The 25,659-nt window shown below is 69.1% G+C and carries 28 protein-coding genes; 11 read left to right on the forward strand and 17 right to left on the reverse strand.

The genetic code is table 11. The annotated features are described in order from the left end of the window. Positions 1-65: 65 nt before the first annotated feature. Both uppS and ACGFI6_RS17715 read right to left on the reverse strand, forming a co-directional pair. On the reverse strand, positions 66-821 hold the full coding sequence (gene uppS / locus ACGFI6_RS17710) for a polyprenyl diphosphate synthase (protein ID WP_393119657.1): 756 nt from the start codon (positions 819-821) through the stop codon (positions 66-68). Further along, positions 821-1,897, reverse strand: coding sequence for an ATP-dependent DNA ligase (locus ACGFI6_RS17715; RefSeq protein WP_393119659.1), 1,077 nt, complete (start codon positions 1,895-1,897; stop codon positions 821-823). The genes uppS and ACGFI6_RS17715 overlap by 1 nt, the downstream gene beginning before the upstream one ends. Positions 1,898-2,003: 106 nt before the next feature. On the opposite strand from ACGFI6_RS17715, the gene ACGFI6_RS17720 reads away from it, so the two are divergent. From ACGFI6_RS17720 to ACGFI6_RS17735, 4 genes are read left to right on the forward strand one after another with little or no spacing between them, the layout of a single operon-like run. Continuing rightward, on the forward strand, positions 2,004-2,645 hold the full coding sequence (locus tag ACGFI6_RS17720; RefSeq protein WP_393119661.1) for an FHA domain-containing protein: 642 nt from the start codon (positions 2,004-2,006) through the stop codon (positions 2,643-2,645). A gap of 39 nt (positions 2,646-2,684) precedes the next feature. Beyond that, positions 2,685-2,993, forward strand: coding sequence for a hypothetical protein (locus ACGFI6_RS17725; protein ID WP_393119663.1), 309 nt, complete (start codon positions 2,685-2,687; stop codon positions 2,991-2,993). Then, entirely contained in the window at positions 2,990-3,244 is a 255-nt protein-coding gene (locus tag ACGFI6_RS17730) for a MerR family DNA-binding protein (protein ID WP_393119665.1), read from the forward strand. Before ACGFI6_RS17725 ends, ACGFI6_RS17730 begins: the two co-directional genes overlap by 4 nt. Further along, positions 3,241-3,576 carry a YnfA family protein gene (locus ACGFI6_RS17735; protein WP_393119667.1) on the forward strand — a complete coding sequence of 112 codons (336 nt, stop codon included), beginning with the start codon at positions 3,241-3,243 and terminating at the stop codon, positions 3,574-3,576. The genes ACGFI6_RS17730 and ACGFI6_RS17735 overlap by 4 nt, the downstream gene beginning before the upstream one ends. Positions 3,577-3,586: 10 nt before the next feature. On the opposite strand, the gene ACGFI6_RS17740 is transcribed toward ACGFI6_RS17735, so the two are convergent. Together ACGFI6_RS17740 and ACGFI6_RS17745 are read right to left on the reverse strand one after the other, a co-directional pair. Beyond that, complete coding sequence (locus tag ACGFI6_RS17740) at positions 3,587-4,579, reverse strand: LysR family transcriptional regulator (RefSeq protein WP_393119669.1); 993 nt, start codon at positions 4,577-4,579, stop codon at positions 3,587-3,589. 231 nt (positions 4,580-4,810) lie between these two features. Then, entirely contained in the window at positions 4,811-5,785 is a 975-nt protein-coding gene (locus ACGFI6_RS17745) for a zinc-binding dehydrogenase (protein WP_393119670.1), read from the reverse strand. A gap of 91 nt (positions 5,786-5,876) precedes the next feature. Between ACGFI6_RS17745 and ACGFI6_RS17750 the strand changes: the two genes are divergently transcribed. Then, positions 5,877-7,097 (forward strand): ROK family protein, encoded by a 1,221-nt coding sequence (locus tag ACGFI6_RS17750; RefSeq protein WP_393119672.1) that lies wholly within the window; start codon positions 5,877-5,879, stop codon positions 7,095-7,097. On the opposite strand, the gene ACGFI6_RS17755 is transcribed toward ACGFI6_RS17750, so the two are convergent. From ACGFI6_RS17755 to ACGFI6_RS17780, 6 genes are read right to left on the reverse strand one after another with little or no spacing between them, the layout of a single operon-like run. Then, on the reverse strand, positions 7,094-8,440 hold the full coding sequence (locus ACGFI6_RS17755) for a GH1 family beta-glucosidase (protein ID WP_393119673.1): 1,347 nt from the start codon (positions 8,438-8,440) through the stop codon (positions 7,094-7,096). The genes ACGFI6_RS17750 and ACGFI6_RS17755 overlap by 4 nt on opposite strands. Beyond that, complete coding sequence (locus tag ACGFI6_RS17760; protein ID WP_393119675.1) at positions 8,437-9,390, reverse strand: aldo/keto reductase; 954 nt, start codon at positions 9,388-9,390, stop codon at positions 8,437-8,439. The genes ACGFI6_RS17755 and ACGFI6_RS17760 overlap by 4 nt, the downstream gene beginning before the upstream one ends. Then, positions 9,387-10,163, reverse strand: coding sequence for a VOC family protein (locus ACGFI6_RS17765; protein WP_393119677.1), 777 nt, complete (start codon positions 10,161-10,163; stop codon positions 9,387-9,389). Before ACGFI6_RS17765 ends, ACGFI6_RS17760 begins: the two co-directional genes overlap by 4 nt. A gap of 9 nt (positions 10,164-10,172) precedes the next feature. Next, positions 10,173-10,997, reverse strand: a complete 825-nt coding sequence (locus ACGFI6_RS17770) for a carbohydrate ABC transporter permease (RefSeq protein WP_393119678.1) — start codon at positions 10,995-10,997, stop codon at positions 10,173-10,175. After that, a complete protein-coding gene (locus tag ACGFI6_RS17775) occupies positions 10,994-11,956 on the reverse strand; it encodes a carbohydrate ABC transporter permease (protein ID WP_393119680.1) in 963 nt (320 codons plus the stop codon). Before ACGFI6_RS17775 ends, ACGFI6_RS17770 begins: the two co-directional genes overlap by 4 nt. A gap of 4 nt (positions 11,957-11,960) precedes the next feature. Then, on the reverse strand, positions 11,961-13,262 hold the full coding sequence (locus tag ACGFI6_RS17780; protein WP_393119682.1) for an ABC transporter substrate-binding protein: 1,302 nt from the start codon (positions 13,260-13,262) through the stop codon (positions 11,961-11,963). A 117-nt stretch (positions 13,263-13,379) separates the two neighbouring features. On the opposite strand from ACGFI6_RS17780, the gene zapE reads away from it, so the two are divergent. The 4 genes from zapE (at position 13,380) to ACGFI6_RS17800 (ending at position 16,284) form a co-directional block, all read left to right on the forward strand. After that, on the forward strand, positions 13,380-14,390 hold the full coding sequence (gene zapE, locus ACGFI6_RS17785) for a cell division protein ZapE (protein WP_393119684.1): 1,011 nt from the start codon (positions 13,380-13,382) through the stop codon (positions 14,388-14,390). Between the two features lie 64 nt (positions 14,391-14,454). Beyond that, on the forward strand, positions 14,455-14,724 hold the full coding sequence (locus tag ACGFI6_RS17790) for a hypothetical protein (protein ID WP_393119686.1): 270 nt from the start codon (positions 14,455-14,457) through the stop codon (positions 14,722-14,724). Between the two features lie 60 nt (positions 14,725-14,784). Continuing rightward, on the forward strand, positions 14,785-15,654 hold the full coding sequence (locus ACGFI6_RS17795; protein WP_393119687.1) for a polyphosphate kinase 2 family protein: 870 nt from the start codon (positions 14,785-14,787) through the stop codon (positions 15,652-15,654). Positions 15,655-15,663: 9 nt separating this feature from the next. After that, complete coding sequence (locus ACGFI6_RS17800) at positions 15,664-16,284, forward strand: hypothetical protein (protein ID WP_393119689.1); 621 nt, start codon at positions 15,664-15,666, stop codon at positions 16,282-16,284. A gap of 3 nt (positions 16,285-16,287) precedes the next feature. Here the strand turns inward: ACGFI6_RS17800 and ACGFI6_RS17805 are convergent, their stop codons facing one another. From ACGFI6_RS17805 to ACGFI6_RS17835, 7 genes are all read right to left on the reverse strand, one after another. Beyond that, entirely contained in the window at positions 16,288-17,373 is a 1,086-nt protein-coding gene (locus ACGFI6_RS17805) for a Clp protease N-terminal domain-containing protein (RefSeq protein ID WP_393119691.1), read from the reverse strand. Next, positions 17,373-17,594, reverse strand: a complete 222-nt coding sequence (locus tag ACGFI6_RS17810; RefSeq protein WP_393119693.1) for a ribbon-helix-helix protein, CopG family — start codon at positions 17,592-17,594, stop codon at positions 17,373-17,375. The genes ACGFI6_RS17805 and ACGFI6_RS17810 overlap by 1 nt, the downstream gene beginning before the upstream one ends. A 311-nt stretch (positions 17,595-17,905) precedes the next feature. After that, positions 17,906-18,700 (reverse strand): sirohydrochlorin chelatase, encoded by a 795-nt coding sequence (locus tag ACGFI6_RS17815; RefSeq protein ID WP_393119694.1) that lies wholly within the window; start codon positions 18,698-18,700, stop codon positions 17,906-17,908. After that, entirely contained in the window at positions 18,697-20,007 is a 1,311-nt protein-coding gene (locus tag ACGFI6_RS17820) for a sulfate adenylyltransferase subunit 1 (RefSeq protein ID WP_393119696.1), read from the reverse strand. Before ACGFI6_RS17820 ends, ACGFI6_RS17815 begins: the two co-directional genes overlap by 4 nt. After that, a complete protein-coding gene (gene cysD, locus ACGFI6_RS17825; protein WP_393119698.1) occupies positions 20,007-20,906 on the reverse strand; it encodes a sulfate adenylyltransferase subunit CysD in 900 nt (299 codons plus the stop codon). Before cysD ends, ACGFI6_RS17820 begins: the two co-directional genes overlap by 1 nt. Next, positions 20,903-21,586 carry a phosphoadenylyl-sulfate reductase gene (locus ACGFI6_RS17830; RefSeq protein WP_393119700.1) on the reverse strand — a complete coding sequence of 228 codons (684 nt, stop codon included), beginning with the start codon at positions 21,584-21,586 and terminating at the stop codon, positions 20,903-20,905. The genes cysD and ACGFI6_RS17830 overlap by 4 nt, the downstream gene beginning before the upstream one ends. A gap of 142 nt (positions 21,587-21,728) precedes the next feature. Beyond that, positions 21,729-23,417: a nitrite/sulfite reductase gene (locus ACGFI6_RS17835; RefSeq protein ID WP_393119702.1), complete on the reverse strand. Its 1,689-nt coding sequence runs from the start codon at positions 23,415-23,417 to the stop codon at positions 21,729-21,731. A gap of 412 nt (positions 23,418-23,829) precedes the next feature. Here ACGFI6_RS17835 and ACGFI6_RS17840 point away from each other — a divergent pair, with 412 nt between their 5' ends. Together ACGFI6_RS17840 and ACGFI6_RS17845 are read left to right on the forward strand one after the other, a co-directional pair. Then, positions 23,830-24,396 carry an ArsR/SmtB family transcription factor gene (locus tag ACGFI6_RS17840; RefSeq protein WP_393119704.1) on the forward strand — a complete coding sequence of 189 codons (567 nt, stop codon included), beginning with the start codon at positions 23,830-23,832 and terminating at the stop codon, positions 24,394-24,396. Then, positions 24,393-25,649 carry an MFS transporter gene (locus ACGFI6_RS17845; protein ID WP_393119706.1) on the forward strand — a complete coding sequence of 419 codons (1,257 nt, stop codon included), beginning with the start codon at positions 24,393-24,395 and terminating at the stop codon, positions 25,647-25,649. Before ACGFI6_RS17840 ends, ACGFI6_RS17845 begins: the two co-directional genes overlap by 4 nt. Positions 25,650-25,659 lie beyond the last annotated feature (10 nt).

Below are 25,659 nucleotides of genomic sequence, written 5' to 3' on the forward strand. Positions count from 1 at the left end.
AGGGAAGACCGGGAGTTCCAGCCGCGTGACTCGCCGTGCCGGAGGCACGGCATTCAGCAGAGTATTCAACTGAATCGTTGCAGTCTTCGCCTTCCGTACGTTCGGAGTGCGCGGAGCAGGTCGATCTCACGGAACGCGGGCCAGTACAGGTCGCAGAATTCGATGTCCGAGCCGGTCGCCTGCCAGAGCAGGAAGTCCGACATCCGCAGCTCGCCGCTCGTCCTGATGACCAGATCCGGGTCCGGGAGGCCGGGGACGTACAGGTGCCGGCCGATCTCGTCCTCGCTCAGCGCGTCGGCGACGTCGTCCAGCGAGCGCCCGTCGGCAGCCGCGTCGTCGAGCATCGACCGGACGGCGTCCAGCACCTCGAGCCGGCCGGAGTAGCCGATCGCCAGCGTCAGATCCCCGGCGTCGCGATCGCGGCTCAGCTCGACCGCCTCCTTCAGCGCGCGCGCCGTTGAGTCGGGCAACAGATCCAGCCGGCCCGCGACGTGCAGCCGCCAGCGATGGTCCCTGCGTACGTGCTCCGCGAGCACGCTCTCGGTCAGCTCCATCAGGTACCCGACCTCGGCCGAGTCGCGCTTGCGCATGTTGTCGGCGGACGCGACCCAGGCGGTGACACAGGTGATCCCGGCGTCCGCGCTCCACTGCAGGAACTGCTCGAGGTGCTTCGCCCCGAACCGATGCCCGATCCGTACGTCGTCGTAGCCGGCGCCGCGGGCCCAGCGCCGGTTGCCGTCCATCACGATCGCGACATGGTCCGGCTTCGGCAGACCGGCGAGCTGATGGCGCAGGCGGCGCGTGTACAGGCCGTAGAGCATCAGCGTTGGGCGCTGGAGAGGACGTCGGCGAGGTCGAACTTCACCGGCTCCTCCAGCTGCTCGTAGGTGCAGGACTCCGGCGTCCGGTCCGGGCGCCAGCGGACGAACTGCGCGGTGTGCCGGAAGCGGATGCCTTCCATGTGGTCGTAGCGCACCTCGACGACCAGCTCGGGCCGCAGCGGTGTGAACGACAGGTCCTTGCCGGCCTGCCAGCGGCTGCCTTCGGCGTTGCGCGGCGTACGGACGCCCTCCTCTTGCTTCGCCCACGCCCACGGGTGGTCGTCGAACGTCGTGACGAGCGGCTGCAGCTCCTGGAACAGCTCCTTGCGGCGCTCCATCGGGAACGCTCCGATCACGCCGACGCTCGCCAGCGTGCCGTCGCTGTTGTGCAGCCCGAGGAGCAGCGAGCCGATCCGGTCCGGGCCGCTCTTGTGCAGGCGGTACCCGGCGACGACGCAGTCGGCCGTCCGCTCCGGCTTGATCTTGAACATCGTCCGCTTGTCCGGGACGTACAGGCCGTCCAGCGGCTTGGCGATCAGGCCGTCCAGGCCGGCGCCCTCGAACTGCTCGAACCACCGCGCGGCCGTGTCGTGGTCCGCGGTCGCGGGCGTGACGTGGATCGGCTCCTTGACGTCGGCCAGCGCGTCGAGCAGCGCGGCGCGGCGCTCGGCGAAGGGGCGTTCGGTGTAGTCGTCGTCACCGAGCGCGAGCAGGTCGAACGCGACGAACCGGGCCGGAGTCTTCTCGGACAGCATGTTCACCCGGCTCGCGGCCGGGTGGATCCGCTGCTGCAGCACCTCGAAGTCGAGCCGGTCGCCGGAGTCGCCGATCACGATGATCTCGCCGTCCACGGCGCAGCGCTCCGGGAGGTTGGCCTTCACCGCCTCGACGAGCTCGGGGAAGTACCGCGTCATCGGCTTCTCGTTCCGGCTGCCGATCTCCACCTCGTCGCCGTCGCGGAAGATGATCGACCGGAAGCCGTCCCACTTCGGCTCGTAGGACATCTCCCCGCGCGGAATCTCCTTCACCGGCTTGGCGAGCATCGGCTTGACCGGAGGCATCACAGGCAGTCGCATCCCGTCATTCTGACCCAACCCACCGACACCCACCAGGAACGTACTGTCACAGGGCAGTAGTAGGCAGTGGTGGACAGTGAACCGGGGCGCCACGGACAATGTCGGTATGAGTACGGTCGGGGTGGGCTGGACGCGTCCGTCGGACGCCGAGCGCGACCGTGCGCTCGCGGTCCTGCGCGAGGGCGCCGGCTCTGGACGGTTGTCCCACGACACGTTCGTCCGCCGGATGAACGTGGTTCTGGGCGCCCGCACCCATGGCGAGCTCGACGACGTACTGCGCGACCTCCCACGCCGCGAATCGCGGTTCGTGGCGTGGACGCGGGACGTCCGCGCAAAACTCCCGCAACTCACCGTGGGCCACCCGTCGCCACGTACGCCTCGTCGCTCGTCCGCTCGCTCGTCCCCTCGCCCGTCGTCTCGACGGTCCTGGAGCGACCTACTGCCTCGCCTGGCCCTGATCCGCCGGGCGCCGGTCGCCCCGCTCCCTGCCCTGGCCCTTCCGGCTCCGGGCTCGCCGACCGTACGGGTCGGACGCGGACCTGGTGCGACCCTGCGGCTCGCGGACGTCACCGTCTCGCGGTTCCATGCCGAGCTCCGGTACGTCGGGGACGGCTGGCTGCTCCGCGACCTCGGCTCGATGAACGGCACCTGCGTCAACGACCAGCGGATCACCACCACGGTCCACGTCCGCCCGGGGGACCGGGTCACCTTCGGTGCGGTCAGCTTCACGCTCACCCACCAGCCGTAGTTGCATTCGGTACTTCGGTACGGGTTTACCGTCGATGGCATGACCGAGAACCTCAGCTGGGTGCCGGAAGCCTGCACGCTGCCGACCGCGGAGCAGCCGTTCCGCGTCGCGGAGTTCGACCAGTTGTTCGCCGAGTACCTGCGGTCCACCGACCGGGTGGATGCGCAGACCGCCGTACTGACCCTCGACCCGGCCGCTCGCGCGACGGCGGACGACCTGATCGCACGGGAGTCCGAGTGCTGCTCGTTCTTCACCTTCACACTGACGGGCGCCCTGCAGCTCCGCATCACGGTCCCGCCGGCGCACACCGCCGTACTGGACGCCCTAACCGCCCGCCTACCCCGATGAGACCCAGCGACTTCACGCTCGGCGAGGTTTCTGATCTGCTCGACAGCGCGAGACACCGGCACCGCCGCGGCGAGGGATCCGGGCTCCAGGCCCGCGCTCGCGACAAACTGGCGGACGTGGAAGCCAAGATCGCCGACCTCACGGTCATCGCCCAGACCCTTCGCGCCGGCATCGCAGCCGGCTGCGACGACCTGGAGACCTGCGCCGGCGATCCCGACTGTCCGCTCCCGTTCGCGGAGATCGTTCGGTGACGGCGCTGCGTTCGGTCCTGCTGTTCGTTCTCGCCGCCTTGGCGGAGATCGGGGGAGCGTGGCTGGTCTGGCAGGGCTGGCGCGAACACCGGGGCGTGCTGTGGATCGCCGGCGGGATAGTTGCCCTCGGCGCCTACGGCTTCGTCGCCACCTTCCAGCCCGACCCCAACTTCGGCCGGATCCTCGCCGCCTACGGCGGAATCTTCGTCGCCGGCTCTCTGGCCTGGGGTGTGCTCGTCGACAAGTTCCGCCCCGACCGGTACGACCTGACCGGCGCCGCGCTCTGCCTCCTCGGCGTCGCCGTCATCATGTACGCCCCGCGTGGTACCTGACGGGACCGCCTCAGCTCGACATCGGAAGGCCCGGGTCAATGACTGCGGGGTGGGCTTCGGGCCGGGCCGACCACCACGGACGCGGGGCCGCGTTGGTGCTGATGGTCTCGCGGTATGTGGTGACGAAGGCCTGGTGGACGGCGTCGACGGTCTGCTGGTCCACGGTGTCGGAGCGGTAGCGGAGGGCCCTGCGCCACAGCAAGGGCCTACCGGTCAGCGGCTTCACGACCGTACGGGGGAGGTCGCGGACCGTCGGCGCGCACAGGCTCACGCCGCGACCGGCGCCGATCAGCTGCTCGATCTCGGTGGTGTCGAGGTTGGCGTACCGGAAGTCCGGGACGAAGCCGGCCTGCTCGCACGCGTCCCGGAGGTAGGCGAGGTCGCCGTCCTCCTTCCCGGCGGGCGGCGAGATCCAGACGTCGTCTGCGAGGTCCGCGAGTGAGACCTCGTCGGCGGCGGCCAGCCGGTGATCGGCCGGGAGTACGACCGCGAACGGCTCCGGGAACACCATCGTCTGCTCCCGAACCCCCTGCGGGCAGGGCGGTGCGTGCGCTTCGTCGCAGCGGCCGAGCAGCACGATGTCCAGTACGTCGGCAGCCAGCAGGTCCGTGAGGACCGCGCACGACGGATCGACCTGCGTGCTGATCTCCCGCGCCGGGAGAGCCTCCTCGACCCGGGACAACCAGTCCCCGAACATCACCGTCCGCACCGATCCGAGCCGGAGCGGCCCGGATCCGGAGGTGTAGCGCCGGCTCGAGCCGATCAGCTCGTCCATGTCGGCGAGCATCGCGCGCGCCCGGGTGAGTACGTGCCGCCCGAGCGCCGTCGCCACCACACCGTGAACCCCGCGCTCGAACAGCGCACCGCCGATGGCGTTCTCGATCCGCCGCAGCTGTGCGGTCAGCGACGGCTGGGAGACGCCGAGCGTCGCCGCGGCCTTGGAGACGCTGCCGGTGTCGGCGAGCCGGCAGACGGTCCGCAGATGCCGTAGTTCGAGCTCCATAGCGGGAACGTTATGCCCTGCTGGGATATCACAGCCATCACGTACCGGTGTCAATGTTCTTGGCACGGAGTACCGCGGGAGTCAAGGTGCCCGCTTCCTCCGTCGCCCCGCCCATCGACGAGAGGAACGGTCCCGTGCGCGATCTCTACAGCGACTTCGCCGGCTGACACCGCAGTACCCCGACCTCGGGGCCGCACCCACCAGGGCGGCTCCGGGGTTCCCGGCGTTCGCTCAGGTGGTGAGGACGACCTTGCCGGTTGTCTCGCGATTCTCGAGGGCGCGGTGGGCGGCTGCGGCTTCCGAGAGGGGGAAGGCTGTCGTGAGCGCGTGCCAGCGGCCTTCGATGGTCTCGGTGAGGGCGGCTGATTCGAGGGCGCGGAGTTGACGCGCCATTTTCGCGCCGAGGGCCCAGCCGACCGTGAGGCCGCGCGCCATCAGGTCTTCGTGGGTGAATTCGATGGCGCCGCCGCCGGACCAGCCGAACAGCAGCGCGCGGCCGCCGTTGCCCAGGAGATTGAACGCCTGCTGCCCACTGGTGCCGCCGACGCCGTCGAGCAGGACGGTGATCTCCTGGTCGCCGAGCTCGCCCTTCAAGGTGGTGGCCCAGTCGGGGTCTCGGTAGTCGATCGCGTACTGGGCTCCGAGGGAGCGGACGGTCTCGACCTTGTTCGGGCCACCGGCGAGGCCGATCGTGACCGCGCCGACGTTGCGTGCGGCTTGGACCAGGTAGCTGCCGATTCCACCAGCAGCGGCCGTGATCAGTACGACGTCCTCCATCGTCAACCGTGCCTGCTGCAGGATGCCGGCCGTGGTCCGCCCGGTGCCGATCGCGGCGACTGCCTGGGCGGCGTCGACGTGGTCGGGGAGTTCGTACAGCGACTCCACCTTCGCCACCGCGCGTTCGGCGTACCCGCCTGGCACCATGCCGAGATGGACGACGACGCGCTTGCCGATCCACGACGGGTAGACGTCGGGTCCGACGGCGCTGACCCGTCCCGCGACCTCGCGACCGGGGATCGTCGGCAGGTCCGGCACCGGAATCGGGCTGTCGCCCGTCGACCCCGCGCGGATCATCGTGTCGACCAGGTGCACCCCGGCCGCCTCGACGTCGACAAGCACCGTACCGGCGCTCGGAACAGGGTCCGGGACCTCCTCGTGGACGAGGTTCTCGGCCGGACCGAAGGCATGCAATCTGATCGCTTTCACCTTCGCAACGCTAGAACCTCAATAATGCTTGAGGTCAACCACTGCCACTTCCTTACGTTGTGTACTAAAGTGCGCCTCGAGGGAGGGTGACGTGGCGAAGATTCTGAGGGGCGCGACCGCGCAGGAGACCCACAGCGCGATCCTTGACCTGATCCGCTCCAGCGGGACGGTGACGCGCGTCGACCTGGCCGACCGTTCCGGCCTGACCGGTGCGTCGATCTCCCGGGTGGTGAAGCGGCTGCTCGCCGACGGCCTGATCATCGAGACCGGGTACGGCGATCCGACCGGCGGCAAGCGCGCCACGCTGCTCCAGTTCAACCCGCGCGCCCGGCACGCCGTCGGCATCGCGGTCGACACCCCGAGCACGACGTACGTCGTCACCGACATGAGCGGACGCGTGATCGAACAGCTGTCGGCGCGCGGGATCGGGAAGGACGCCCCGGCCACGGCCGTCCGCCGGATCACCGCCGAGCTCGAGGCCCTGATCGTCAAGGCGGGGATCGAGCCCTCGACGCTGGTCGGCGTCGGGGTTGCGCTGGCCGGTCGGCAGGGGCGCGGCGGCACCAGGCTGCTCCGCACGGACTCGGAGAAGTACGCCTGGGAGCCGTTCGCGGTCCGGGACACGCTGCAGGCCGCGATCGATCATCCGATCGTCGTGGAGAACGACTCGACCTGCGCCGCGATCGGTGAGTTCTGGGCCGGGAAGATCCCGTCGGCGAACGACTTCGCCACTGTGTACATGGCCGCCGGCTTCGGGCTCGGCCTGGTCACGAACGGCGACGTCTACCGCGGTTCGTCGTCGAACGTCGGCGAGATCGGGCACATGGTGCTCGACGTGGACGGCCCGATGTGCTGGTGCGGCGGGCAGGGCTGCCTGGAGGGTCTGGCGGCGCCCGCGGCGGTGGTGGCGCGGGCCGAGCAGGACGACGCCCTGGCCGGAGAGCTCGCGCTCCGCGGTCGGCGTTCTGCGGTCCGCTCCGACTTCGCCAAGATCGCCCGGCTCGCGGCCGGCGGCGACGAGCGCTGCCTGACGCTGATCGAGCAGTCCGCCACGTACCTGGCCAAGGCGCTGCTCTCGATCACCAACCTGCTCGACCTCGACCAGATCATCCTGGCCGGTCCCGGCTTCAGCGAGGCCGGCGACATCTACGTACGGGTCGCATCCCAGGAGCTCAACCGGCTGTCGTTCGTCCGCGCCATGCACCCGACCCGCGTCGAGCTCTCCAAGCTGGGCCCGAGCGCAGCGGCCCTGGGCGCCGCCTCACTCGTCCTCCACAGCCAACTCACCCCCCACCACAACGCCCGCGCCTAACTCAGGAAGTCCTGCAGCCAGCGGGCGCTCTTCTTCGGGATGCGTTGCTGGGTGGTGTAGTCGACGTACACGATGCCGAAGCGCCGGCTGTAACCCCACGCCCACTCGTAGTTGTCCATCAGCGACCAGGCGAAGTACCCCTTGAGCGGGAAGCCCTCGGCGACCAGGTCCTTGCATACGGCAACGTGTTGCTGGAGGTAGTCGAGCCGCTCGTCGTCCTCGACAGTCCCGTCCGCGGTCACCACGTCCGGGTACGCCGATCCGTTCTCGGTCACGTACAAGGGCAGTTCAGGCGCGAGCTTGTTGATGCTGACCAGGATGTCGCGCAGCCCGGCGGCCTGGATCGGCCAGCCCATCTGCGTCTTCGGCAGACCGGTGTCGACGGCAACGACGTTCTCGCTGCCGGGCTGTGTGGACGCGACCGGTGCCGAGATCGGGCCGTCCGGGGCGGCGACCGTGGTCGGGCAGTAGTAGTTCACGCCGATGAAGTCGAGCGGCGCCCCGATCAGCGGCAGATCGGCCTCCTGCGCGGCGAACCAGGACGTCATCCCGGTGTCCTCGAGGACGTCCGCCGGGTACTGCCCGGACAGCAGTGGCTCCAGGAACAGCCGGTTCCGCAGGCCGTCGATCCGCCGCGCGGCGTCGCGGTCGGCGGGGGAGTCGGTCGCGGCGTGGATCGGCGCCGGGTTCAGCGCGATGCCGTACGTCGAACCCTCGGTACGGATCGCGTCGAGCGCGAGACCGTGACCGAGCAGCAGGTGGTGCACCGCCTTCAACGCGCCGGCGCCCTCGGTACGACCCGGAGCGTGCTCTCCGTTCCCGTACCCCAGGAAGGCCGAGCACCACGGCTCGTTCAGCGTCATCCAGTGCTTGACGACGTCGATCAGCGCCTCGTGGACAACGGCCGCGTAGTCGCGGAACCGCTCGGCGGTGTCGCGGACCAGCCAGCCGCCGGCGTCCTCGAGCGGCTGCGGCAGGTCCCAGTGGTAGAGCGTGGCGTACGGCGTGACGCCGTTCTCCAGGCAGGTCTCGGCGAGCCGCCGGTAGAAGTCGACGCCGGCCGTGTTCACCGCGCCGGAGCCGGTCGGCACGATCCGCGGCCAGGCGATCGAGAACCGGTACGAGTTCAGCCCGAGGTTCGCGAGCAGCCGGACGTCGTCGGCGAACCGGTGGTAGTGGTCGTCGGCGACGTCACCGTTCGTACCGTCCGCGATCCGTCCCGGCGTGTGCGCGAACGTGTCCCAGATACTCGGGCCGCGCCCGTCCGTCGCGACCGCGCCCTCGACCTGGTACGACGCGGTCGCCGCGCCCCAGGTGAACCCGCTCGGGAAGCCGTTCGTCACGTCGTCTCCTTCTCGACCCAGTACTGCCTGTCCGGAAGCAGGCTACCTAACCGGTTAAGCAGCTCATCCGGGAGGTCCGCATCGCGGGCGGCCAGGAGTGCGTCGACGCGGGCCGGCTTGGTGATGCCGACGACCGTCCCGGCGATCCCGGGGTCGTCCAGCGAGTGCCGCAGGGCAGCCGTGGCGAGATCGACGCCGTACTCGCGGCAGGCCGCGGCCATCTCCTTGATCGCCGACAGCAGCGCCGGCGGCGCCTCGCGGTACGCGTACTTCGTGACACCGTCCGGGTTCGCCAGGATGCCGCCGCCGTAGATGGCAGCGTTCACCACCGCGATGCCCTCGGACCGCGCCCGCTCGAAGATGCCGCCGGCGGAGTGGTCGACCAGGCTCCAGCGGTTGTGGACGAGCAGTACTTCGAAGCCGCCGAGGTCGAGGTACCGGGACAGCTCACGGGTGTCGCCGCCCGCGAGGCCGACATGCCCGATCTCACCGTCCGCGCGCAGTTGCATCAAGGTGTCGACGGCGTCCCGCATCGTCTCGAAGTCGTGCGCCTCGGGATCGTGCAGGTAGACCAGCGGCAGGTTGTCCAGGCCGAGCCGTTCCTTGCTCTCGGCAACACTCGCGCGGACCCGCGCACCGGAGTAGTCGCCGTCCTTGGCGTCGACCTTCGTCGCCACCAGGAAACCGTCCGGAAGGCCGCCGTACTCCCGGATCGCCTGCCCGATCCGCGTCTCGCTGGCGCCGTCGCCGTACCCGTTGGAGGTGTCGATCCAGCTGAGCGGGCTGTCGAAGACCCGCAGCACCAGGTCGACCGCCTCCTGCGCGGTCACGTCGTACCCGAAGACGGCGGGCATGCCCGCGATCCCGCTCCCGCCCGCACAGACGGCCGAGACGGTCAGACCGGTGGATCCGAGCGGGCGGAGCCAGTTGCCGGCGATGTCGTCAGTCATGCGCCGGAGCTTACGGCGAACGTGAACCCGTCGGGGTCGACGTACACCTTCGTCCCATCAGGTGAGGCAACGGTGGCCAGTTCCGGTACGTCGCCGTCCAGTTCGGCGTACGCGAAGCCGGCCACGTCCGGTTGCGGTTCGCGATCGGTCGTGTGCACGTCGTACGTGAAGACCTCGAGCACGGTGTCGCCGCCCTTGAGGTACCCGATGTGGAACCCGCGCTGGTCGTGCGGCTGCTCGATCGTGCCGATGAACTCGAACCCGTGGTGTTCGGAGTAGAACGCGCTGGTCGCGTCCCGGTCCTGGATCGTCACCGCGACGTGGTCGAACCGTGGCCGCTCGGGTACGCCGAGTGCCCGCTCCCGCGCCACGCCGTCGGCGTCCAGGATCTCGGCGTACTGCAGGTCGCCCTGGATGAGCTCGAGCAGCGTGCCGTCCGGGTCGTAGAAGAAGCAGATCCGGACCTGCCCCTCGGCGTCCAGCGGGTCGAGTTTGAACTCGACCCCGCCGGCCTTGAGGACCGCGGCCCGCTCGTCGATCCGGTCCACCTTGAAGCCGATGTGCCGGAAGCCCCTCTGCAGGTCGTCCGGCGACCAGGTGCTCTGCTCCCGGCCGTTGCCCACGGCCCGTAACTCGACGGTCGCGGTGACCGCGTCGAGCACGGCGCGCTCGGGCGTCGGCTCACCGACCACCCGGAGCTCGAGGAACTTCGTGTAGTACTCGACCGAGCGCTGCACGTCGGTGCAGTTGACCACGACGTTCTTGATCGGCATGAGTCCCTTTCAGTTTTTGACGGCGCCGAGCATCATCCCGGCTACGAACTGGCGCTGCATCCGGACGTACACGATCACGACCGGCACGACGGACAGCGTGAGGCCGGCGGTCAGCGCCGGCCAGTTCGTGGAGTACTGACCCATCAGCGTGAACAGCACCGGCTGCAGCGGGAGCGAGTCGGTGTTGCGCAGCACCGTGTTGGCGATCAGGAACTCGTTCCAGGTGGAGAGGAACTGGAAGATCACCACGGTCGCGATCCCGGGCCGGGCCAGCGGCAGGATCACCCGCCGGAAGATCGTCAGCTCGCTGCCGCCGTCCACCCGCGCGGCCTCGATCAGCTCGTCCGGCAACGTCTGGAAGAACGCCCGCATCAGGAACATCGCGAACGGCGCCGACCCGGAGATGTACAGCACGAGCAGCCCGGCCTGGCTGTCGAGCAGGCCGAACGACTTCAGCTCGAGGTACAGCGGGATGATCAGCGCGGTCGACGGCATCATCAGCGTGGTCAGCAGCAGCACGAACAACGTGTTCCGGAACGGGAAGTCCAGCTTCGCGAACGCGTACCCGCTGAGCGTCGCGAAGATCAGTACCCCGATCACCGTCACCGACGTGATCCAGACGCTGTTCCAGAAGTGCAGCGGGAACTCGATCGAGGTCCACGCGTCCTTGTAGGCCGTACCGGTGAACTTCCGCGGGATGACCGGACCGTTGAAGATCGTGTTCTGCTCGCGCAACGAGGTGAGCAGCATCCAGGCGAACGGGAACGCCATCAGGACGCAGAACGGCAGCAGGACGAACGTCGCGAAGGCCTTGCCGGGCCACCGGCCGCTCACTGGTCGGCCCTCCGGGTCAGCCAGAGCTGCGCGATCACCGCGAGCGTACAGAGCACCATCGTCACGACGCTGAACGCGCTGGCGTACCCGAGCTGCGGGATCGAGCCGGACGTCGAACCGAACGCGAGTGAGTAGAGGTACGTCCCCAGTACCTCACTGCCGTGGTTGGGGCCGCCGCCGGTCATCACGAAGATCACGTCGAACGCCTTGAACCCGTTGAGCAGCCCGAGGCTCACGATCAGGCCGGTGACGACCCGCAGGCTCGGGACGGTGATGTGCCGGAACTGCTGCACCACGTTCGCGCCGTCCATCGCGGCCGCCTCGTACAGGTTGGGGTCGATGCCCTGCAGGCCGGCGAAGTAGATCAGCATGTTGAAGCCGAGGCCGCCCCAGACGGTCACGACGACGATCGCCGGCAGTACGGTCTTGTGGTCGGCCAGCCACGGGTGCTGCAGGCTGTCCAGACCGATTGCCCCGAGCAACCGGTTGAGGGTGCCGATGTTCGGGTCGTAGATCAGCCGCCAGAGCACCGCGGAGACGACGAACGAGACGATGCCCGGGATGAACAGGATGGTCCGGACGAGGACGCCGACCTTCCGCCAGACGACGTTCACCAGGACCGCCGTGACCAGGCCGAGGAACGTCAGGATCGCGGTCGTCACGCCGGTCAGGACGAGCGTGACGATCAGCGCCCGGCGCGCGATCGGGTCGTGCAGCATCCGGCTGTAGTTGTCGAACTGGACGAACCGCGGCGCCCCGAATCCGCCCCACGAGGTCAGGCTCAGGTACGCCGTGTAGAGGATCGGCCAGAGCACGAACGCCAGGAACAGCGCGAACGTCGGCAGCACGAACAGGTAGCCCGCGACCCGCTGAGACTTCCGCAGCGGTGAACCGAAGCGGGAGGACGTCCGCGGGCCCGACCGGCTTACGACGTCCTCCCTCGACAGGGCAGTCGCCATCCGATCAGCCGCCCTTGGCGTTCTGGACCGCTTGCTGCATCGCCTTCGCGACCGCCGCCGGCTCGCCGCTGCCGTCGAAGATCTTGGCCAGCGGATCGCCGGCCGCGACCGAGCCGGGACCGAACGGGATGTGCGGGCACCCGTCGCCGTCGAGCAGCCAGGACGTCATCTGCTTCATGATCGGCAGCTCGATCCGGCCGGCCGCGCTCTTCGTGGCCGGCATCGAGTTCGAGCCGTTCATCGTGGGGGAGTACTGGTCGGCGGAGTACATGAACTTCAGGAACTCCAGCGCGGCGTCCTTGTTCTTGCTGGTCTCCGAGACCGCCCAGCCGGCGCCCGCCTGGTTCGCGGTCCAGTGCCGCTTGCCGGGCGCGATCGCGGGGGTCTTCATCACCTTGTAGAGCTTGTTGAACGCCGGTGAGGCGTCCTTGCTCAGGCCCTGCGGCGTCCAGCTGCCGTTGAACAGCATCGCGGACTTGCCGGTGTAGAAGATCTGCGGCGCCTGATCGCCGCTGGTACCGGTCGTCCCCGGCTGGAAGACGCCGGCCTTGACGATCTTCTGCTGCAACTCGATCGCCTGGATCACCTTCGGATCCTCGTACGTCGCACCGTCCTTGAGCTGGTCGAGCTTCAGGTAGTACGTCGGGTCGTCGGCGACCTGCGTGATCAGCGGCAGGAAGAAGTCCAGCGAGCTCGTGGTCGGGTTGCAGCTGAGCGCGACCGGGAACTTGCCGGTGGCCTTGAGCTTCGCGGCCGCCGCGATCAGGTCGTCCCAGGTCTCGATGCCGTCCTCCGCGACGCCGGCCTTCTTGAGCATGTCCGGGTTGTAGAAGATCCCGAACGTCTGCGCCATCCAGCCGACGGCGTACTGCTTGCCGTCCAGGGTGTACTCCTGGTTCGCCGAGTCGAAGAAGTCCTTCAGGAAATCGTCGCCGAGGTCCTTCTTCAGGTCGGCCGAGATCCCGCCGGTGCCGTACGTCAGCGCCCGCGTGTGCGGCGCGAAGATCTCCGGTACGTCGCCGCCCGCGACCGCGGCCTGCAGCGCGGGCAGGTACTGGTCGGGCGTACCGAAGATCCGGTTCTCGATCTTGATGTTGCTGTGCGCCGCTTCGAAGGCGCTGATCAGCTTGGGGAACTGGTCCTCCTGGTCGTTGTACCAGGACCACATCCGGACCACGGCCTTCCCGCCGCTCGTGGTGCCGCCGCCGCTGTCACTGCCACCGCAGGCGGCCAGCGCGGACCCGAGGCCCAGCGCACCCACCGCCGACTTGAGAACTGTCCGCCGCCGCACGTGCTGTTCGCCCATCGGAGACTCCTCGTTCGATCGCCTCACGAACCCACACCCAACTTCCTAACTGAAAGTAAGAAAGTGGTCAAGGCCACAGCAGCCTTTCCATTCTTTTCCTGGCTTAGGGTTGGGCTCATGGTGGTGCGGTTGAGCGAGCGGTGGCCCGAGGTGAGCCCGGATCGCTTGCTGTCCGAGTGCGTACCGCCGCCACGGTTCGCAGCAGTCCGGTTCAGTACGTACCGCCCCGATCCCGATGAGCCCACCCAGTCCGAGGCACTGACCGCGCTGACCCAGCGCGCCACCCACCTGTCCGGCGAGCGTCCAACCCGGTCGCTCTGGTCCCGGCTCCGCCCTGCACCCCCAACCGTCGGTAAACCGGGGATCTACCTGGACGGGGGATTCGGCGTCGGCAAGACCCACCTGCTTGCCTCGCTCTGGCACGAAGCGGCCGCGCCGAAGATGTACTGCACCTTCGTCGAGCTCACCAACCTGGTCGGCGCGCTCGGGTTGCGGACCGCAGTCGACCAACTGTCGGCGTACCGGCTGATCTGCGTCGACGAGTTCGAGTTGGACGATCCCGGCGACACCATGCTGATCTCGCGGCTGCTCGGCCAGTTGGTGGACGCGGGGGTCGAGTTCGCCGCGACCTCGAACACGTTGCCGGACAAGCTCGGCGAGGGCAGGTTCCAGGCGGTCGACTTCCTCCGCGAGATCCAGAGCCTCGCGGCCCGCTTCGACGTACGGCGGGTGGACGGACCGGACTACCGCCATCGCGGACTCCCGGTCACGCCCGACCCGTGGCCGGACGAGAAAGTCGAGCAGGAGGCGGCCGTACGCCCGAACGCGTCCTGCGACCATTTCGTCGACCTCCACCGCCACCTCGCCGAGTTGCACCCGAGCAAGTACGGCGCCCTGCTCGACGGAGTAGAGACGGTCGGCATCACCGACGTACGTCCCCTCACCGACGAGAACATCGCGCTCCGGATGGTCGTTCTCGCCGACCGCATGTACGACCGCAGCCTCCCGCTGCTCGCCGGCGGTGTGCCGCTGGATCAACTCTTCTCGCCCGAGATGCTCAAGGGCGGCTACCGCAAGAAGTACCTCCGCGCCCTGTCCCGCCTGATCGCGCTCGCTCGCGCATCCTGAGCCGACATTTCGAACCGGGTGCAAGCTCGCCCCGAACGATCCTGTGCTGTGCTTTCGTGAACGGATGGGAACCTACGGCCGCTGGCCACTGCGCCTCGCCGGCTACCTCGTGGTCACGCTGGTGGCGGCCTACGTCGTCACGTCGATCGGAGTCGGCTACTACGACGCCCGCGAGTGCCCGCATCCTGACCTGGACGCCGACTGCGACGCAGCCCTCGGCGGCCTGGTCTGGGGCGCCGCGGCGGTCGGCGTCTGCGTCGTGCTGGTCGTGACGATCGAGTCGATCCTCTGGAGCAAGCGAATCAACAGGCGCGCCGAACTCGAGGGCCGATAGGGACGTCCCGTCGCACTTGACCTCCAGCGAAGTCGGGAGGGGATGAGGCAGGATGAGTGGATGGCGAAGCAGAAGAAGGGCGAGAAGGCAGCCGGCGGGGGACTGCGGGAGTTGCTGCGGGTGCCGGCCGGTGAGGTGGACCTGACGACGTACGACACGCGGTCGACGGCCGGGTTCAGCGGCAACAAGGACGACGGCAAGGCCGCGCTGGAGGACCTCGGTGCCGAGGTGCCGGACTGGCAGGAACGGCTGTTCGCCGAGGGGCGCACCGGTGGCGAGCGGAGCATCCTGCTCGTGCTGCAGGGGATGGACACCTCCGGCAAGGGCGGCGTGATCCGGCACGGCGCGGGGCTGATGGACCCGCAGGGCCTGAAGATCACCTCGTTCAAGGCGCCGACGCCGGCCGAGAAGCGCCGCGGGTTCCTGTGGCGGATCCGGCAGGCGGTGCCCGGCGCCGGGATGATCGGCATCTTCGACCGGTCGCACTACGAGGACGTACTGATCGCCCGGGTGCGCGAACTGGTGACGCCGAACGTGTGGACCCGGCGCTACGACCAGATCAACGAGTTCGAGGCCGAGCTGACCGCGAGCGGCGTGACAATCGTGAAGTGCTACCTGCACATCTCGCCGGACGAGCAGCGGGCCCGGCTCGAGGCGCGGCTCGACGACCCGACCAAGCACTGGAAGTACAACCCGGGCGACGTCGACGAGCGGCAGCTGTGGCCGGACTACATGGACGCGTACCACGCGGCGCTCGAGCACTGCAACACGCCGGACGCGCCCTGGTACGTGATCCCGAGCGACCGCAAGTGGTACCGCAACTGGGCCGTCACCACGATCCTGCTGGAGACGCTCAAGGAGCTGAACCCGGAGTGGCCGGCCGCGGACTACGACGTCGCCAAAGAGAAGAAGCGCCTCGCGGCAACCTGAGGCCGGCCGATGATGATCGAGGAACGCCGACGAACTGTCGCCCTGGTGCTCGTCGCCGTGGCGCTCGCCTTGCTGTTCGCCGGACGGTTCGTGGCGTTCGGCGAATCGGACGACGGACTCGACTGGCTGTTTCCGCTCGGCCTGCTGGCGGTGCTGCCCGCGGTGGCGTCGCTGATCGTCGCCTGGCCGGATCCGCCGGCGCGGTTGTGGCTCGGGATCGTACTCGCCGTGCTGATGCTGCTGATCGGCTGGCAGGGCGCGGTCAACGAAGACTTCCGGTTCGTCTGGGGGAGCTGGGAGGGCGAGTTCTGGACCTTCGAGGTCGTCCTGTTCCTGCTGTCCTCCGTGCTGCTCACGACGGCCGGTGTCGCGTTGGGTGGCCGGCGATGGCTGTTGCGCATCCCGGCCTACTTGATCGGCATGTTCGTTCTGGCCGTCGCCGTCGCGGCGGTCACGGCGTCCTACTACGGGAGCACCTGCACCGGCGACGAGGAAGAGGGATGCCTGGCGGCGCTGGGCGGGCTGGTGTGGGGCGCGGCCGCGTTCGTCGCGAGTCCGGTGCTGATCGTGGTGATCGAGCTGCTGCTGTGGTGGCGGCGACGGCACAAGGCGCGGCAGCGGGCGGTGTGAGGATCAGTCGTCGGGGTTGATGCCGTGCCGGCGGAGGAGGTTGCGGAGGTTGGCGACCTGCTCGTGGAGGCGTTCGTTCTCGTCGAGGACCGAGTTCAGCTCGGCGACCAGGTGATGCCGGCGGCCGTACGTCGTCCACTTCTCGGGCGGGTCACTGGCGAGCATCCCGGTGACCAGGTCCTCGGAGCGCTGCCGCCAGTTCATGCGCTTCTCGAGCTTGCGGCGTACCTTGTCGACGTCCTCGGCGAGTTTGGTGATGATCTGACCGCCGACCCCGTCGCCGTCGTGCAGTACGCCGAGGAGCATGTGCTCCGGCGCGACCTGCTCCGCACCCCGCGCCCGCGCCTCGCCCCACGCGAACTCGAACGTACTCTTCGCGCGCGGCGTGAACGGGATCGCACCCGTACCCGCACCGCTCTTCCCGCGCCCGATGATCTCCACCACGAGATCCCGCACCGCCGGGCCGGTGATGCCGAGGTCCGCCAGCACCCGCGACGCGACGCCCGTCCCGAGGGCGATCACGCCGAGCAGTAGGTGCTCGGTGCCGACGTACACGTGGTCGAGGCCGCGGGCCTCCTCCTGTGCCAGCACGATGACCTGCCTGGCCGGTTCGCTGAACTGTTCGTACATGGGGTCTCCCCTCCACCACTCCTGGACTGCGTCGTCGAGATCGAGCAGCAGTTCGATCTTCAGGTCTTCCTGCAGGTCGTCGGCCGTCACCGGGTGATGCTCGAGGCGGCTCCGGACGAACTTGGCCGCGTCATCGGGGCCGGCGTCACCGGCGCTGATCCGGTCCAGCAGGTCGTCCACATCCGCGACCGGCTCGAGTTGCAGGTCGGCCCGGTTCAGCGAGACGTACTGCAGGACGACGGCGACCGCCACCACCCGGTTGGCGCCGTCGAACGGGCGCTCCCGCACCAGGCCGGCGAGCAGGACGCCGGCCGACTCCGCGAGCCCGCTCGTCCGCCGGACGTCCGCGAGCACGCGGTCGATCGCGTCCAGATCCGACCTACGCACGACGTCGTCCGACGCGCACCGCAGCACCCGCGCGGCGACGGCGAGCACGTCGTACCGCCCGAGGTAACGCATCAGCCGTCTCCACGCATCCGGCGCAACGACTGCTCGTGGCGGCTCAGGTTCTCCTCGAGCAGCCGGCTGAACTCCGCGTCCTGCCGCCGCTGATCCACCAACGCCGCAATCGCCTCCCGCGCCACGTCCGACACCGACCGCCCCTCCACCGAAGCCACCGTCTGCAACCGCTCCGCCAACTCGGGCTCCAACCGCAAGAGGATGTTCTTCGTCTTCTCCATAGATATCAAGATATCACGGTAGCTTGGCCGTCCAGACAGGCGCGACCTACTCGCAACTGCGGGCGTATGTCCACGGACGCGACCTGCGCAGCGCTCTGGTGGAGGGGCGCATCAAACGGATCGCGAAGGGCTTGTACGCGCTGCCGATCGACGCCTCGGTGGACCCTGCTGAGGTTCTCCTGGGAGGACGTCGTGCTGGACGAGGGCTGGGTTGCCCACGCACTGCTGACATGTGGTCGGCCAGGCAGGCAGAACCCCGCTGAATGGGCGGCCTGAGCCGCGTAAACAGGGGTTCTGCCTGCGTGGGCGTCCTACGCGGTCCGGACCAGTTCGGGGCGGGCGATGACCGGCCGGGGAGCGGGGTCGAGGGTCAGGAGGTCCAGGCCGGCTACGCCGTAGCGGAGGAGGACCAGCCGGGCTACCTCGGTGCTGACGCCGAGGGGGCGCGAGACGGCGACTGCGCCGGCGCGGCGGGACGTGGACTCGGCGCGGTCCGGCAGGACGCCGGGGGCCAGGAAGAGCGAGCCGACCGCGACGTGCCGGCGACCCTCCAGGCGCCACTGGAGTACGGCCTCGGCGGGCGACGGGGACGCGGCGCAGACGAACGCGGCCGTGACCGGGAGCTTGTGCCGCTGGCCCCACAGCCGCGCGAGCCGGGTGACGCTCGCGTTCGCGTGCGAGTCGCTCGAGCCGGCGCACGCCAGAACGAGCGCGTCGAGCTCACGTACGCGGCCGTCCTTGAGCTCGGCGCGCATCCGCCGGTCCAGGACGTCGAGCAGCGTGTCGTCGTACCCGAGGACATCGGAGGCGATGATCCGCAACTGCGGGAACCGCGTCCGGGCCTCGTCGACGACGGCCGGCACGTCGATGCGCGCGTGGTACGCGGCCGACAGCAGCAGCGGCAGGACGACGACCTCCTCGACGCCCTCGGCGGCGAGCTTCCCGAGCACCTGGAACGGCGTCGGCGGGCAGTGGTCGAGGAAGGAGGCTTCGATCCGCAGGTCGTCACGCGTCTCGCGCAGGCAGGTCACGAGCGAGTGGACGGTGGCGGCCGAGCGCGGATCGCGGCTGCCGTGGGCGAGGATCACGAGCGCTGGAGCAGTCACAGCAGTTCCCCTTCTTCGTCGTCGATCATGCCGGCCGCCAGCGTCCACCCGTCGTGGGCGTCGATCAGCAGGAACGATCCGGTGATGGTGTTGCTGGAGTACGGGTCGGCAGCCAGCGGTGCGGCGATCTTGAGTTGCACCTTGCCGATGTCGTTCAGGTCGAGCTCGGCGGCATCGATGACGCCGAGCGTGTCGAGGTCCAGCGCGCCGGTGATCTTGGTGACGATCGCCTGCGCGGTGGTGGTGGTGTGCTTGATCAGCACCCGGGCCCCGACGGTCAGTGGCCGGTCGGACAACCAGCTCACGGTGGCGGCCAGCTCCCGGCGGGTGCCGGGGGAGGCCTCGGCGGCGACGATCACCGAGCCGCGGGCGACGTCGAGGTCGTCCGCGAGCCGGACCGTGACCGCTTCGCCGGCGACCGCGGACGGCCGCTCGGCCACTGCGGTACCGGTCGCGGTGATGACGGCGCGGTCGATCCCGGAGACCGACGTCCGCCGGCCGGCGGGAAGCACGATCACCTGGTCGCCGACCGAAACGGTGCCGGAGGCAACGGTTCCGGTGTAGCCGCGGTAGTCGCGGTACTCGTCGGTCTGCGGCCGGATCACGTACTGCACCGGGAACCGCAGCGGCCGCGCGGAGGTGTCCGTACGGCCGTTGGCGTTCTCCAGTACTTCGAGGAGGGTCGGGCCGTCGTACCAAGAGGTCCGATCGGACCGTTCGACGATGTTGTCCCCGACGAGCGCGGAGACCGGGATTGCCTGCAGGTCGGCGATCCCGAGCTGGTCGGCGACCTCGCCGACGTCCTTCGCGATCTTGGTGAACACGGCCTCGTCGTAGCCGACCAGGTCGATCTTGTTCACCGCGAGGACCACGTGCGGGACCCGGAGCAGGCCGGCGACGGCGAGGTGCCGGCGGGTCTGCTCGAGTACGCCGTGCCGCGCGTCGACCAGGATGATCACCACGTCCGCCGTCGATGCGCCGGTCACGGTGTTGCGGGTGTACTGCACGTGCCCGGGGCAGTCGGCCAGGATGAACGAGCGCTTGTCGGTGGCGAAGTACCGGTAGGCGACGTCGATCGTGATGCCCTGCTCGCGCTCGGCGCGCAGGCCGTCGGTGAGCAGAGCGAAGTCAAAGTCACCACCACGGGCCTCGGAGACCGTCTTCACGTGCGCGATCTGGTCGGCGAGGATCGCCTTGCAGTCGTGCAGCAGGCGTCCCACCAGCGTCGACTTGCCGTCGTCCACCGAGCCGGCCGTCGCGAGTCGCAGCAGACCCCGTTGGGCGAGCTTCTCGGTCGGAGTGCTCATCAGAAGTACCCCTCTCGCTTCCGGTCTTCCATCGCGGCCTCGCTGGCCCGGTCGTCGGCGCGGGTGGCGCCGCGCTCGGTCAGTTCGCTGGCTGCGACCTCGACGACCACCTCGGCCGCGGACGCCGCGACGCTGGCCACCGCGCCGGTGCAGGACATGTCGCCGACCGTGCGGTAGCGCACCAGACGCTTGCTCACCGTCTCGCCTTCGCGCGGCGGTGAGTAGGGGCCGACGGCAAGCAACATGTTGTCGCGCTCGTACACGTCCCGCTCGTGCGAGTAGTAGATGCTCGGCAGGTCGATGCCTTCGCGCTCGATGTAGTTCCAGACGTCCAGCTCGGTCCAGTTGGACAGCGGGAACACCCGTACGTGCTCGCCCGGGCGGTGCCGCCCGTTGTACAGCGACCACAGCTCGGGCCGCTGGTTGCGCGGGTCCCACTGGCCGAACTCGTCGCGGAGGCTGAAGATCCGCTCCTTCGCCCGGGCCCGTTCCTCGTCGCGCCGGCCGCCGCCGAACACCGCGTCGAAGCGGTGCGCGTTGATTGCATCCAGCAACGGAATCGTCTGCAGCTGGTTCCGGGTGCCGTCCGCGCGCTCGCGGAGGCGGCCGTCGGCCAGGTACTCCTCGACGCGCGCGACCTCGAGGCGCAGCCCGAGCTGCTCGACCACCCGGTCGCGGTACGCCAGTACCTCGGGGAAGTTGTGTCCGGTGTCGACGTGCAGCAGCGTGAACGGCACCCCCGCCGGCGCGAACGCCTTCCGGGCCAGGTGCAGCATCACGATCGAGTCCTTGCCACCGGAGAACAGGATCACCGGCCGCTCGAACTCCGCCGCCACCTCACGGAACACGAAGATCGATTCACTCTCCAGAGCGTCCAGCTCTGTCGCCGTCGTGCTCATGTGTGCAACCCGCATTCGACCTTGCCGGTGCCGGCCCAGCGGCCGCTGCGCGGGTCTTCGCCCGGGGCGACGCGTTGGGTGCACGGCTCGCAGCCGATCGACGGGTAGCCGTCGTACTGCAGGAGGTTGACCAGTACGCCGTTGTCCTGGATGTAGCTGTCCAGGTCGTCCTGCGTCCACGGTGCGATCGGGTTGAGCTTCACCATGTCGCGCTTCTCGTCGTACTCGACCAGCGGCGTGTTGGCGCGGGTCGGCGCCTCCTCGCGGCGGATGCCGGTGACCCATGCCTTGTAGCCGGACAGGTACCGGTTCAGCGGCTCGACCTTGCGCATCGCGCAGCACTTGTTCGGGTCGCGGTCGTGCAGCTTCTCGCCGTACTCCGCGTCCTGCTCGGCCACGGTCTGCTGAGGCAGCGCGTTGATCAGGTGGATCGGCAGCGTCGCCGCCACCGCGTCCCGGGTCCCGATCGTCTCGGCGAAGTGGTAGCCGGTGTCGAGGAACAGTACGTCGACACCAGGCGCGGCCTGTGCGGCCAGATGGGGGAGTGCACCGTCGGCCATCGAGGCGGTCACGACGAGCTCGTCGCCGAACGTCTCCCGGGCCCACGCGAGCACCTCGACCGCCGACGCGTCCGCGAGCCGCTCGTTCGCCTCCGAGGCGATCGTCTTCAAGTCACTCATTCCACCGTCACCCGCAACCCGATCATCTTGAGCTGGAACACCCGTGCACACGGCCGGCACTCCCACGCGCCATGGCCTTCTTCGGAGGGCCTCAAGTCCTCGTCCCCGCAGTACGGGCAGTAGAGAGGCGCAGCGCGTTCGCTCACTGGAGTGCCTCCTCGTCGGCCCGGGTGACCCACTGGGCGAAGCGCTCGCCTGGGTTGCGCTCCTTCAGATACGTCTGCGTGATCCGCTCCACGTAGTCGGTCAGGTCGTCCGCGATCACCTTGTGCCCGCGGAGCTTCCGGCCGAAGCCGGCGTCCAGCCCGAGGCTGCCGCCCAGGTGCACCTGGTATCCCGGCACCTGGTTGCCGCTGGCATCCATCACCAGCTGGCCCTTGAGCCCGATGTCGGCGGTCTGGATCCGGGCGCACGAGTTCGGGCAGCCGTTCAGGTTCACCGTGATCGGTACGTCGAGCTCCGGGATCCGCTCCTCGAGCTCCTCGATCAGTCGGGCCGCCTTCGCCTTGGTCTCGACGATCGCGAGCTTGCAGAACTCGATGCCCGTGCAGGCCATCGTGTTCCGCCGCCACGCCGACGGGTTCGCCTGGTACCCGAGCGCGTCCAGCTCGGCGACGAGCGAGTCGACCTGCGACTCCTCGACGTCCAGGACCAGCAGCTTCTGTTGTGCGGTGGTACGGATCCGGTTGGAGCCGTGCCGCGCGACGACGTCGGCGACCTGCGCCAGCGACGTACCGGAGACCCGGCCGACCACCGGCGCGACGCCGACGAAGTACCGGCCGTCGTTCTGCTTGTGGACGCCGACGTGGTCGCCCTGGACCGCCGGGACCTCGGGCGCCGGGCCGTCGACGAGCTTCCGCTTGAGGTACTTCGTCTCGAGGATCTCGCGGAACTTCTCGACGCCCCAGTCCGCTACCAGGAACTTCAGCCGGGCCCGGTTCCGCAGCCGGCGGTAGCCGTAGTCGCGGAAGATGCTCGTCACGCCCCACCACGCCTCGGCGACCTCGTCGCGCGGGATCCAGGTGCCGAGCCGCTGCGCGAGCATCGGGTTCGTCGACAGTCCGCCGCCGACCCACAGGTCGAAGCCGGGGCCGTACTCCGGGTGCACGACACCGACGAACGCGATGTCGTTGACCTCCGGTACGACGTCGTGCGACGGGTGCCCGGTGAGCGCGGTCTTGAACTTCCGCGGCAGGTTGGAGAACTCGTCCGACCCGATGTACTTCGTGACGATCTCGTCGATGGCCGGCGACGGGTCGATGATCTCGTCGGCCGCGATGCCCGCGACCGGGCTGGCGATCACGACGCGCGGTACGTCGCCGCAGGCCTCCGTGGTGTACAGCCCGACGGCCTCGAGCTTCTGCCAGATCGCCGGTACGTCCTCGATCGCGATCCAGTGCAGCTGGATGTTCTGCCGGTCGGTGATGTCCGCGGTGTTCCGGGCGTACTGCGTCGAGACCTCGGCGATCACGCGCAGCTGCTCGGCGGTCAGCTGACCGCCCTCGACCCGTACCCGCATCATGAAGTAGCGGTCGTCGAGCTCCTCCGGCTCGAGCGTCGCGGTCTTGCCGCCGTCGATCCCGGGCTTGCGCTGGGTGTACAGCCCCCACCAGCGGAAGCGGCCGCGCAGGTCGGCCGGGTCGATCGAGTCGAAGCCGCCGTGTGCATAGACGTTCTCGATCCGGGCCCGGACGTTCAGGCCGTCGTCGTTCTTCTTGTTCTCTTCGTTCTTGTTCAGCGGCTCGCGGTATCCGAGTGCCCACTGGCCTTCGCCCTTGCCCTTGCGGGGGCGGGCGGGCTTGCGAGCGGGAGTGGTGACGCCGGCAGTCATCGGAGGCGTGTCCTTGTCCTCGTGACAGGTGCTCACCGGCAGGCGGGGGAGATCGAAGCGTCGTCGGTTCGATGCGTTCCGCGCGGTGCGCACCCAGCGGTGATCGGGGCTGATCAGGGGCCGTCATTGGCCCTGGCAGGGTGGCTGTCAGAACATCGAAGGACAACAGATGGCGCTGCGCATCCGCCCGAGGTCGACATGAATGCGACCTACGAGGTGGGTGGAACGGGCAGCGAGCATGTCCACAAGCGTCAGCGCCAACCGCTGACAAATCAACTCCCATTCCTACATCGTGAGACCCGATCTCACGATGTGGCTATGTCTAGCAGCCTGCTGGAGATTGATTCCGGAGGAGTGTGAATTCCACAAGAGCTCTTGCACAAGAATTCTTGTGGGTTGTACGGTGCCGGGTATGAGCCCTGCGAACAGGCGCCCGGCGGGCCCGTCGGTGATCGCCGCGATCCACCATCCGCTGCGCCGCCGGCTGATCGACCTGCTGGGCGTCGACGGCCCCGCCACCGCCTCACAACTCGCCGAACGGACCGGCGAACTGGTCGGCAACATCAGCCATCACCTGAAGGTCCTCGCCGCCGCCGAGGTGATCGAGGAGGCGCCCGAGTTGGCCAGGAATCGGCGCGAACGCTGGTGGCGCAGCGCCCGCGCCTCGTACACCTGGTCGGTCGCCGACGCCGACGGGGAACCCGCCGGTGAGCTGATTGCAACCGTGTCCGAGGAGAGGAACGTCACGTACCACGCGGACAAGGTCCGGCAGTGGTTCGAGCTCCGCCAGGAGTACGGCGAGGACTGGGTACGCGCTGCCTTCGCGACGGACAGTTGGCTGGTGCTGACGCCGGAGCGGCTCACGGAGTTGTCCGAACGCGTTCGCGATCTGGTCCAGGAGTACTACGAGAACCCGTCGGACGAGGAGTCGGCCCGGCCTGTATACGTATTCAGCCACGGCGTGCCTGCGCGGCCATGACGACCGCCCCGGACGGCCCGCCCGCGACGGCCGCAGCAGAGGTCCCCGAGTTGCCGCCGCTCAGCCGCGATCGGCGCGTCCAGGCGTGGATCCTGTCGGGCGCGCTGTCCGAGGCCGGCGACGTCGCCTGGTACGTCGGGCTCGCGTGGAGCGCCGCGCAGATCGCCTCCCCGGCCGGTGCCGGCCTCGTGATGGGCATCGGTGCCCTGCCGCGGGCGCTCTTCCTGCTGTTCGGCGGCGCGCTCGCCGATCGCCTCGACGCCCGCCGGACGATGATCGTGGCGAACTTCGGCCGGATCGTTGTCCTGGTCGCGGCTGCCCTCGTCGTCGCCTCCCGTGGCGTATCGCTGCCGCTGCTGCTGACCGTTGCCGTCCTCTTCGGCGCGGTCGACGCCCTGTACAATCCAGCCGCAGGCACGCTGCCTCGCCGCCTCGTACGCTCCGACGACCTCGTCTCGCTGGCCGCGGGTCGCCAGTTGGCGAACCGGCTCGCGGTCTTCGCCGGCGCTCCACTCGGCGGGCTGCTGGTCGCGCACGGCGGGCTCGGTACGGTGATGATCGCCGACGCGATCTCGTTCGGCGCGATCGCGCTCGCCCTCGCGCTGGTGGTGCGTCCGCGGTTCCCGCGCCCGGCGCCGAGCGGTCACTCGATCCGCCGCGACCTCGTTGCCGGCTTCGGCTACCTCCGTCGCGACCGGGTCGCGCGCACACTCGTCATCGCGTTCTTCGGGCTGAACCTCTGCGTCGGTCCGGTCCTCGCCGTCGGCCTGGTCCAGCGCACGCATCTGGACGGCTGGGGATCGGCGGCGCTCGGTTGGTTCCAGGCGTGTTCCGGGATCTGCGCGGCCGTCGGCGCAATCACGGCAATGCGCTGGAAGCCGCGGCGGCCGGCCAGGACCGGTCTGCTCGCGCTCATCCTGCAGGCGGCCGGATGCGTGATGGTCGGCTCGGTGCCGCGGCTCGCGGTCTTCGTCGCGATGGGGATGATCGGCTTCACCGCCGGACTCGCGTCGGCCTACCTGTCCGGCGCCTTCCAGCAGACCATCGAACCGGCCTACCTCGGCAGGACCTCGAGCATCGTGAGCCTGTCCGACGAGGCCCTCATGCCGGTAGCCATGACAGCTTTCGGCGCGCTGATCTCCCTGACCACCGTGGCGGCTACCTGCGCATTGTTCGGTGTGGTGTTCGCGGCCCTGATGATGTGGTCGGCACTGCGAATCGGCTCCCCGGAGACTGTCGACGAGCCGACGTAGACTCCGGCGC

Source organism: Kribbella sp. NPDC048928 (genome assembly GCF_043197975.1).
Taxonomy (GTDB): Bacteria; Actinomycetota; Actinomycetes; order Propionibacteriales; family Kribbellaceae; genus Kribbella.

What these genes read in the sequence shown, in the direction of transcription:
- uppS (WP_393119657.1), bottom strand. Translation starts at nt 821, where the DNA reads ATGCTCTACGGCCTGTACACGCGCCGCCTGCGCCATCAGCTCGCCGGT.
- ACGFI6_RS17715 (WP_393119659.1), bottom strand. Translation starts at nt 1,897, where the DNA reads ATGCGACTGCCTGTGATGCCTCCGGTCAAGCCGATGCTCGCCAAGCCG.
- ACGFI6_RS17720 (WP_393119661.1), top strand. Translation starts at nt 2,004, where the DNA reads ATGAGTACGGTCGGGGTGGGCTGGACGCGTCCGTCGGACGCCGAGCGC.
- ACGFI6_RS17725 (WP_393119663.1), top strand. Translation starts at nt 2,685, where the DNA reads ATGACCGAGAACCTCAGCTGGGTGCCGGAAGCCTGCACGCTGCCGACC.
- ACGFI6_RS17730 (WP_393119665.1), top strand. Translation starts at nt 2,990, where the DNA reads ATGAGACCCAGCGACTTCACGCTCGGCGAGGTTTCTGATCTGCTCGAC.
- ACGFI6_RS17740 (WP_393119669.1), bottom strand. Translation starts at nt 4,579, where the DNA reads ATGGAGCTCGAACTACGGCATCTGCGGACCGTCTGCCGGCTCGCCGAC.
- ACGFI6_RS17760 (WP_393119675.1), bottom strand. Translation starts at nt 9,390, where the DNA reads ATGACTGACGACATCGCCGGCAACTGGCTCCGCCCGCTCGGATCCACC.
- ACGFI6_RS17765 (WP_393119677.1), bottom strand. Translation starts at nt 10,163, where the DNA reads ATGCCGATCAAGAACGTCGTGGTCAACTGCACCGACGTGCAGCGCTCG.
- ACGFI6_RS17775 (WP_393119680.1), bottom strand. Translation starts at nt 11,956, where the DNA reads ATGGCGACTGCCCTGTCGAGGGAGGACGTCGTAAGCCGGTCGGGCCCG.
- ACGFI6_RS17780 (WP_393119682.1), bottom strand. Translation starts at nt 13,262, where the DNA reads ATGGGCGAACAGCACGTGCGGCGGCGGACAGTTCTCAAGTCGGCGGTG.
- zapE (WP_393119684.1), top strand. Translation starts at nt 13,380, where the DNA reads ATGGTGGTGCGGTTGAGCGAGCGGTGGCCCGAGGTGAGCCCGGATCGC.
- ACGFI6_RS17790 (WP_393119686.1), top strand. Translation starts at nt 14,455, where the DNA reads ATGGGAACCTACGGCCGCTGGCCACTGCGCCTCGCCGGCTACCTCGTG.
- ACGFI6_RS17795 (WP_393119687.1), top strand. Translation starts at nt 14,785, where the DNA reads ATGGCGAAGCAGAAGAAGGGCGAGAAGGCAGCCGGCGGGGGACTGCGG.
- ACGFI6_RS17800 (WP_393119689.1), top strand. Translation starts at nt 15,664, where the DNA reads ATGATGATCGAGGAACGCCGACGAACTGTCGCCCTGGTGCTCGTCGCC.
- ACGFI6_RS17805 (WP_393119691.1), bottom strand. Translation starts at nt 17,373, where the DNA reads ATGCGTTACCTCGGGCGGTACGACGTGCTCGCCGTCGCCGCGCGGGTG.
- ACGFI6_RS17810 (WP_393119693.1), bottom strand. Translation starts at nt 17,594, where the DNA reads ATGGAGAAGACGAAGAACATCCTCTTGCGGTTGGAGCCCGAGTTGGCG.
- ACGFI6_RS17820 (WP_393119696.1), bottom strand. Translation starts at nt 20,007, where the DNA reads ATGAGCACTCCGACCGAGAAGCTCGCCCAACGGGGTCTGCTGCGACTC.
- cysD (WP_393119698.1), bottom strand. Translation starts at nt 20,906, where the DNA reads ATGAGCACGACGGCGACAGAGCTGGACGCTCTGGAGAGTGAATCGATC.
- ACGFI6_RS17830 (WP_393119700.1), bottom strand. Translation starts at nt 21,586, where the DNA reads ATGAGTGACTTGAAGACGATCGCCTCGGAGGCGAACGAGCGGCTCGCG.
- ACGFI6_RS17835 (WP_393119702.1), bottom strand. Translation starts at nt 23,417, where the DNA reads ATGACTGCCGGCGTCACCACTCCCGCTCGCAAGCCCGCCCGCCCCCGC.
- ACGFI6_RS17840 (WP_393119704.1), top strand. Translation starts at nt 23,830, where the DNA reads ATGAGCCCTGCGAACAGGCGCCCGGCGGGCCCGTCGGTGATCGCCGCG.
- ACGFI6_RS17845 (WP_393119706.1), top strand. Translation starts at nt 24,393, where the DNA reads ATGACGACCGCCCCGGACGGCCCGCCCGCGACGGCCGCAGCAGAGGTC.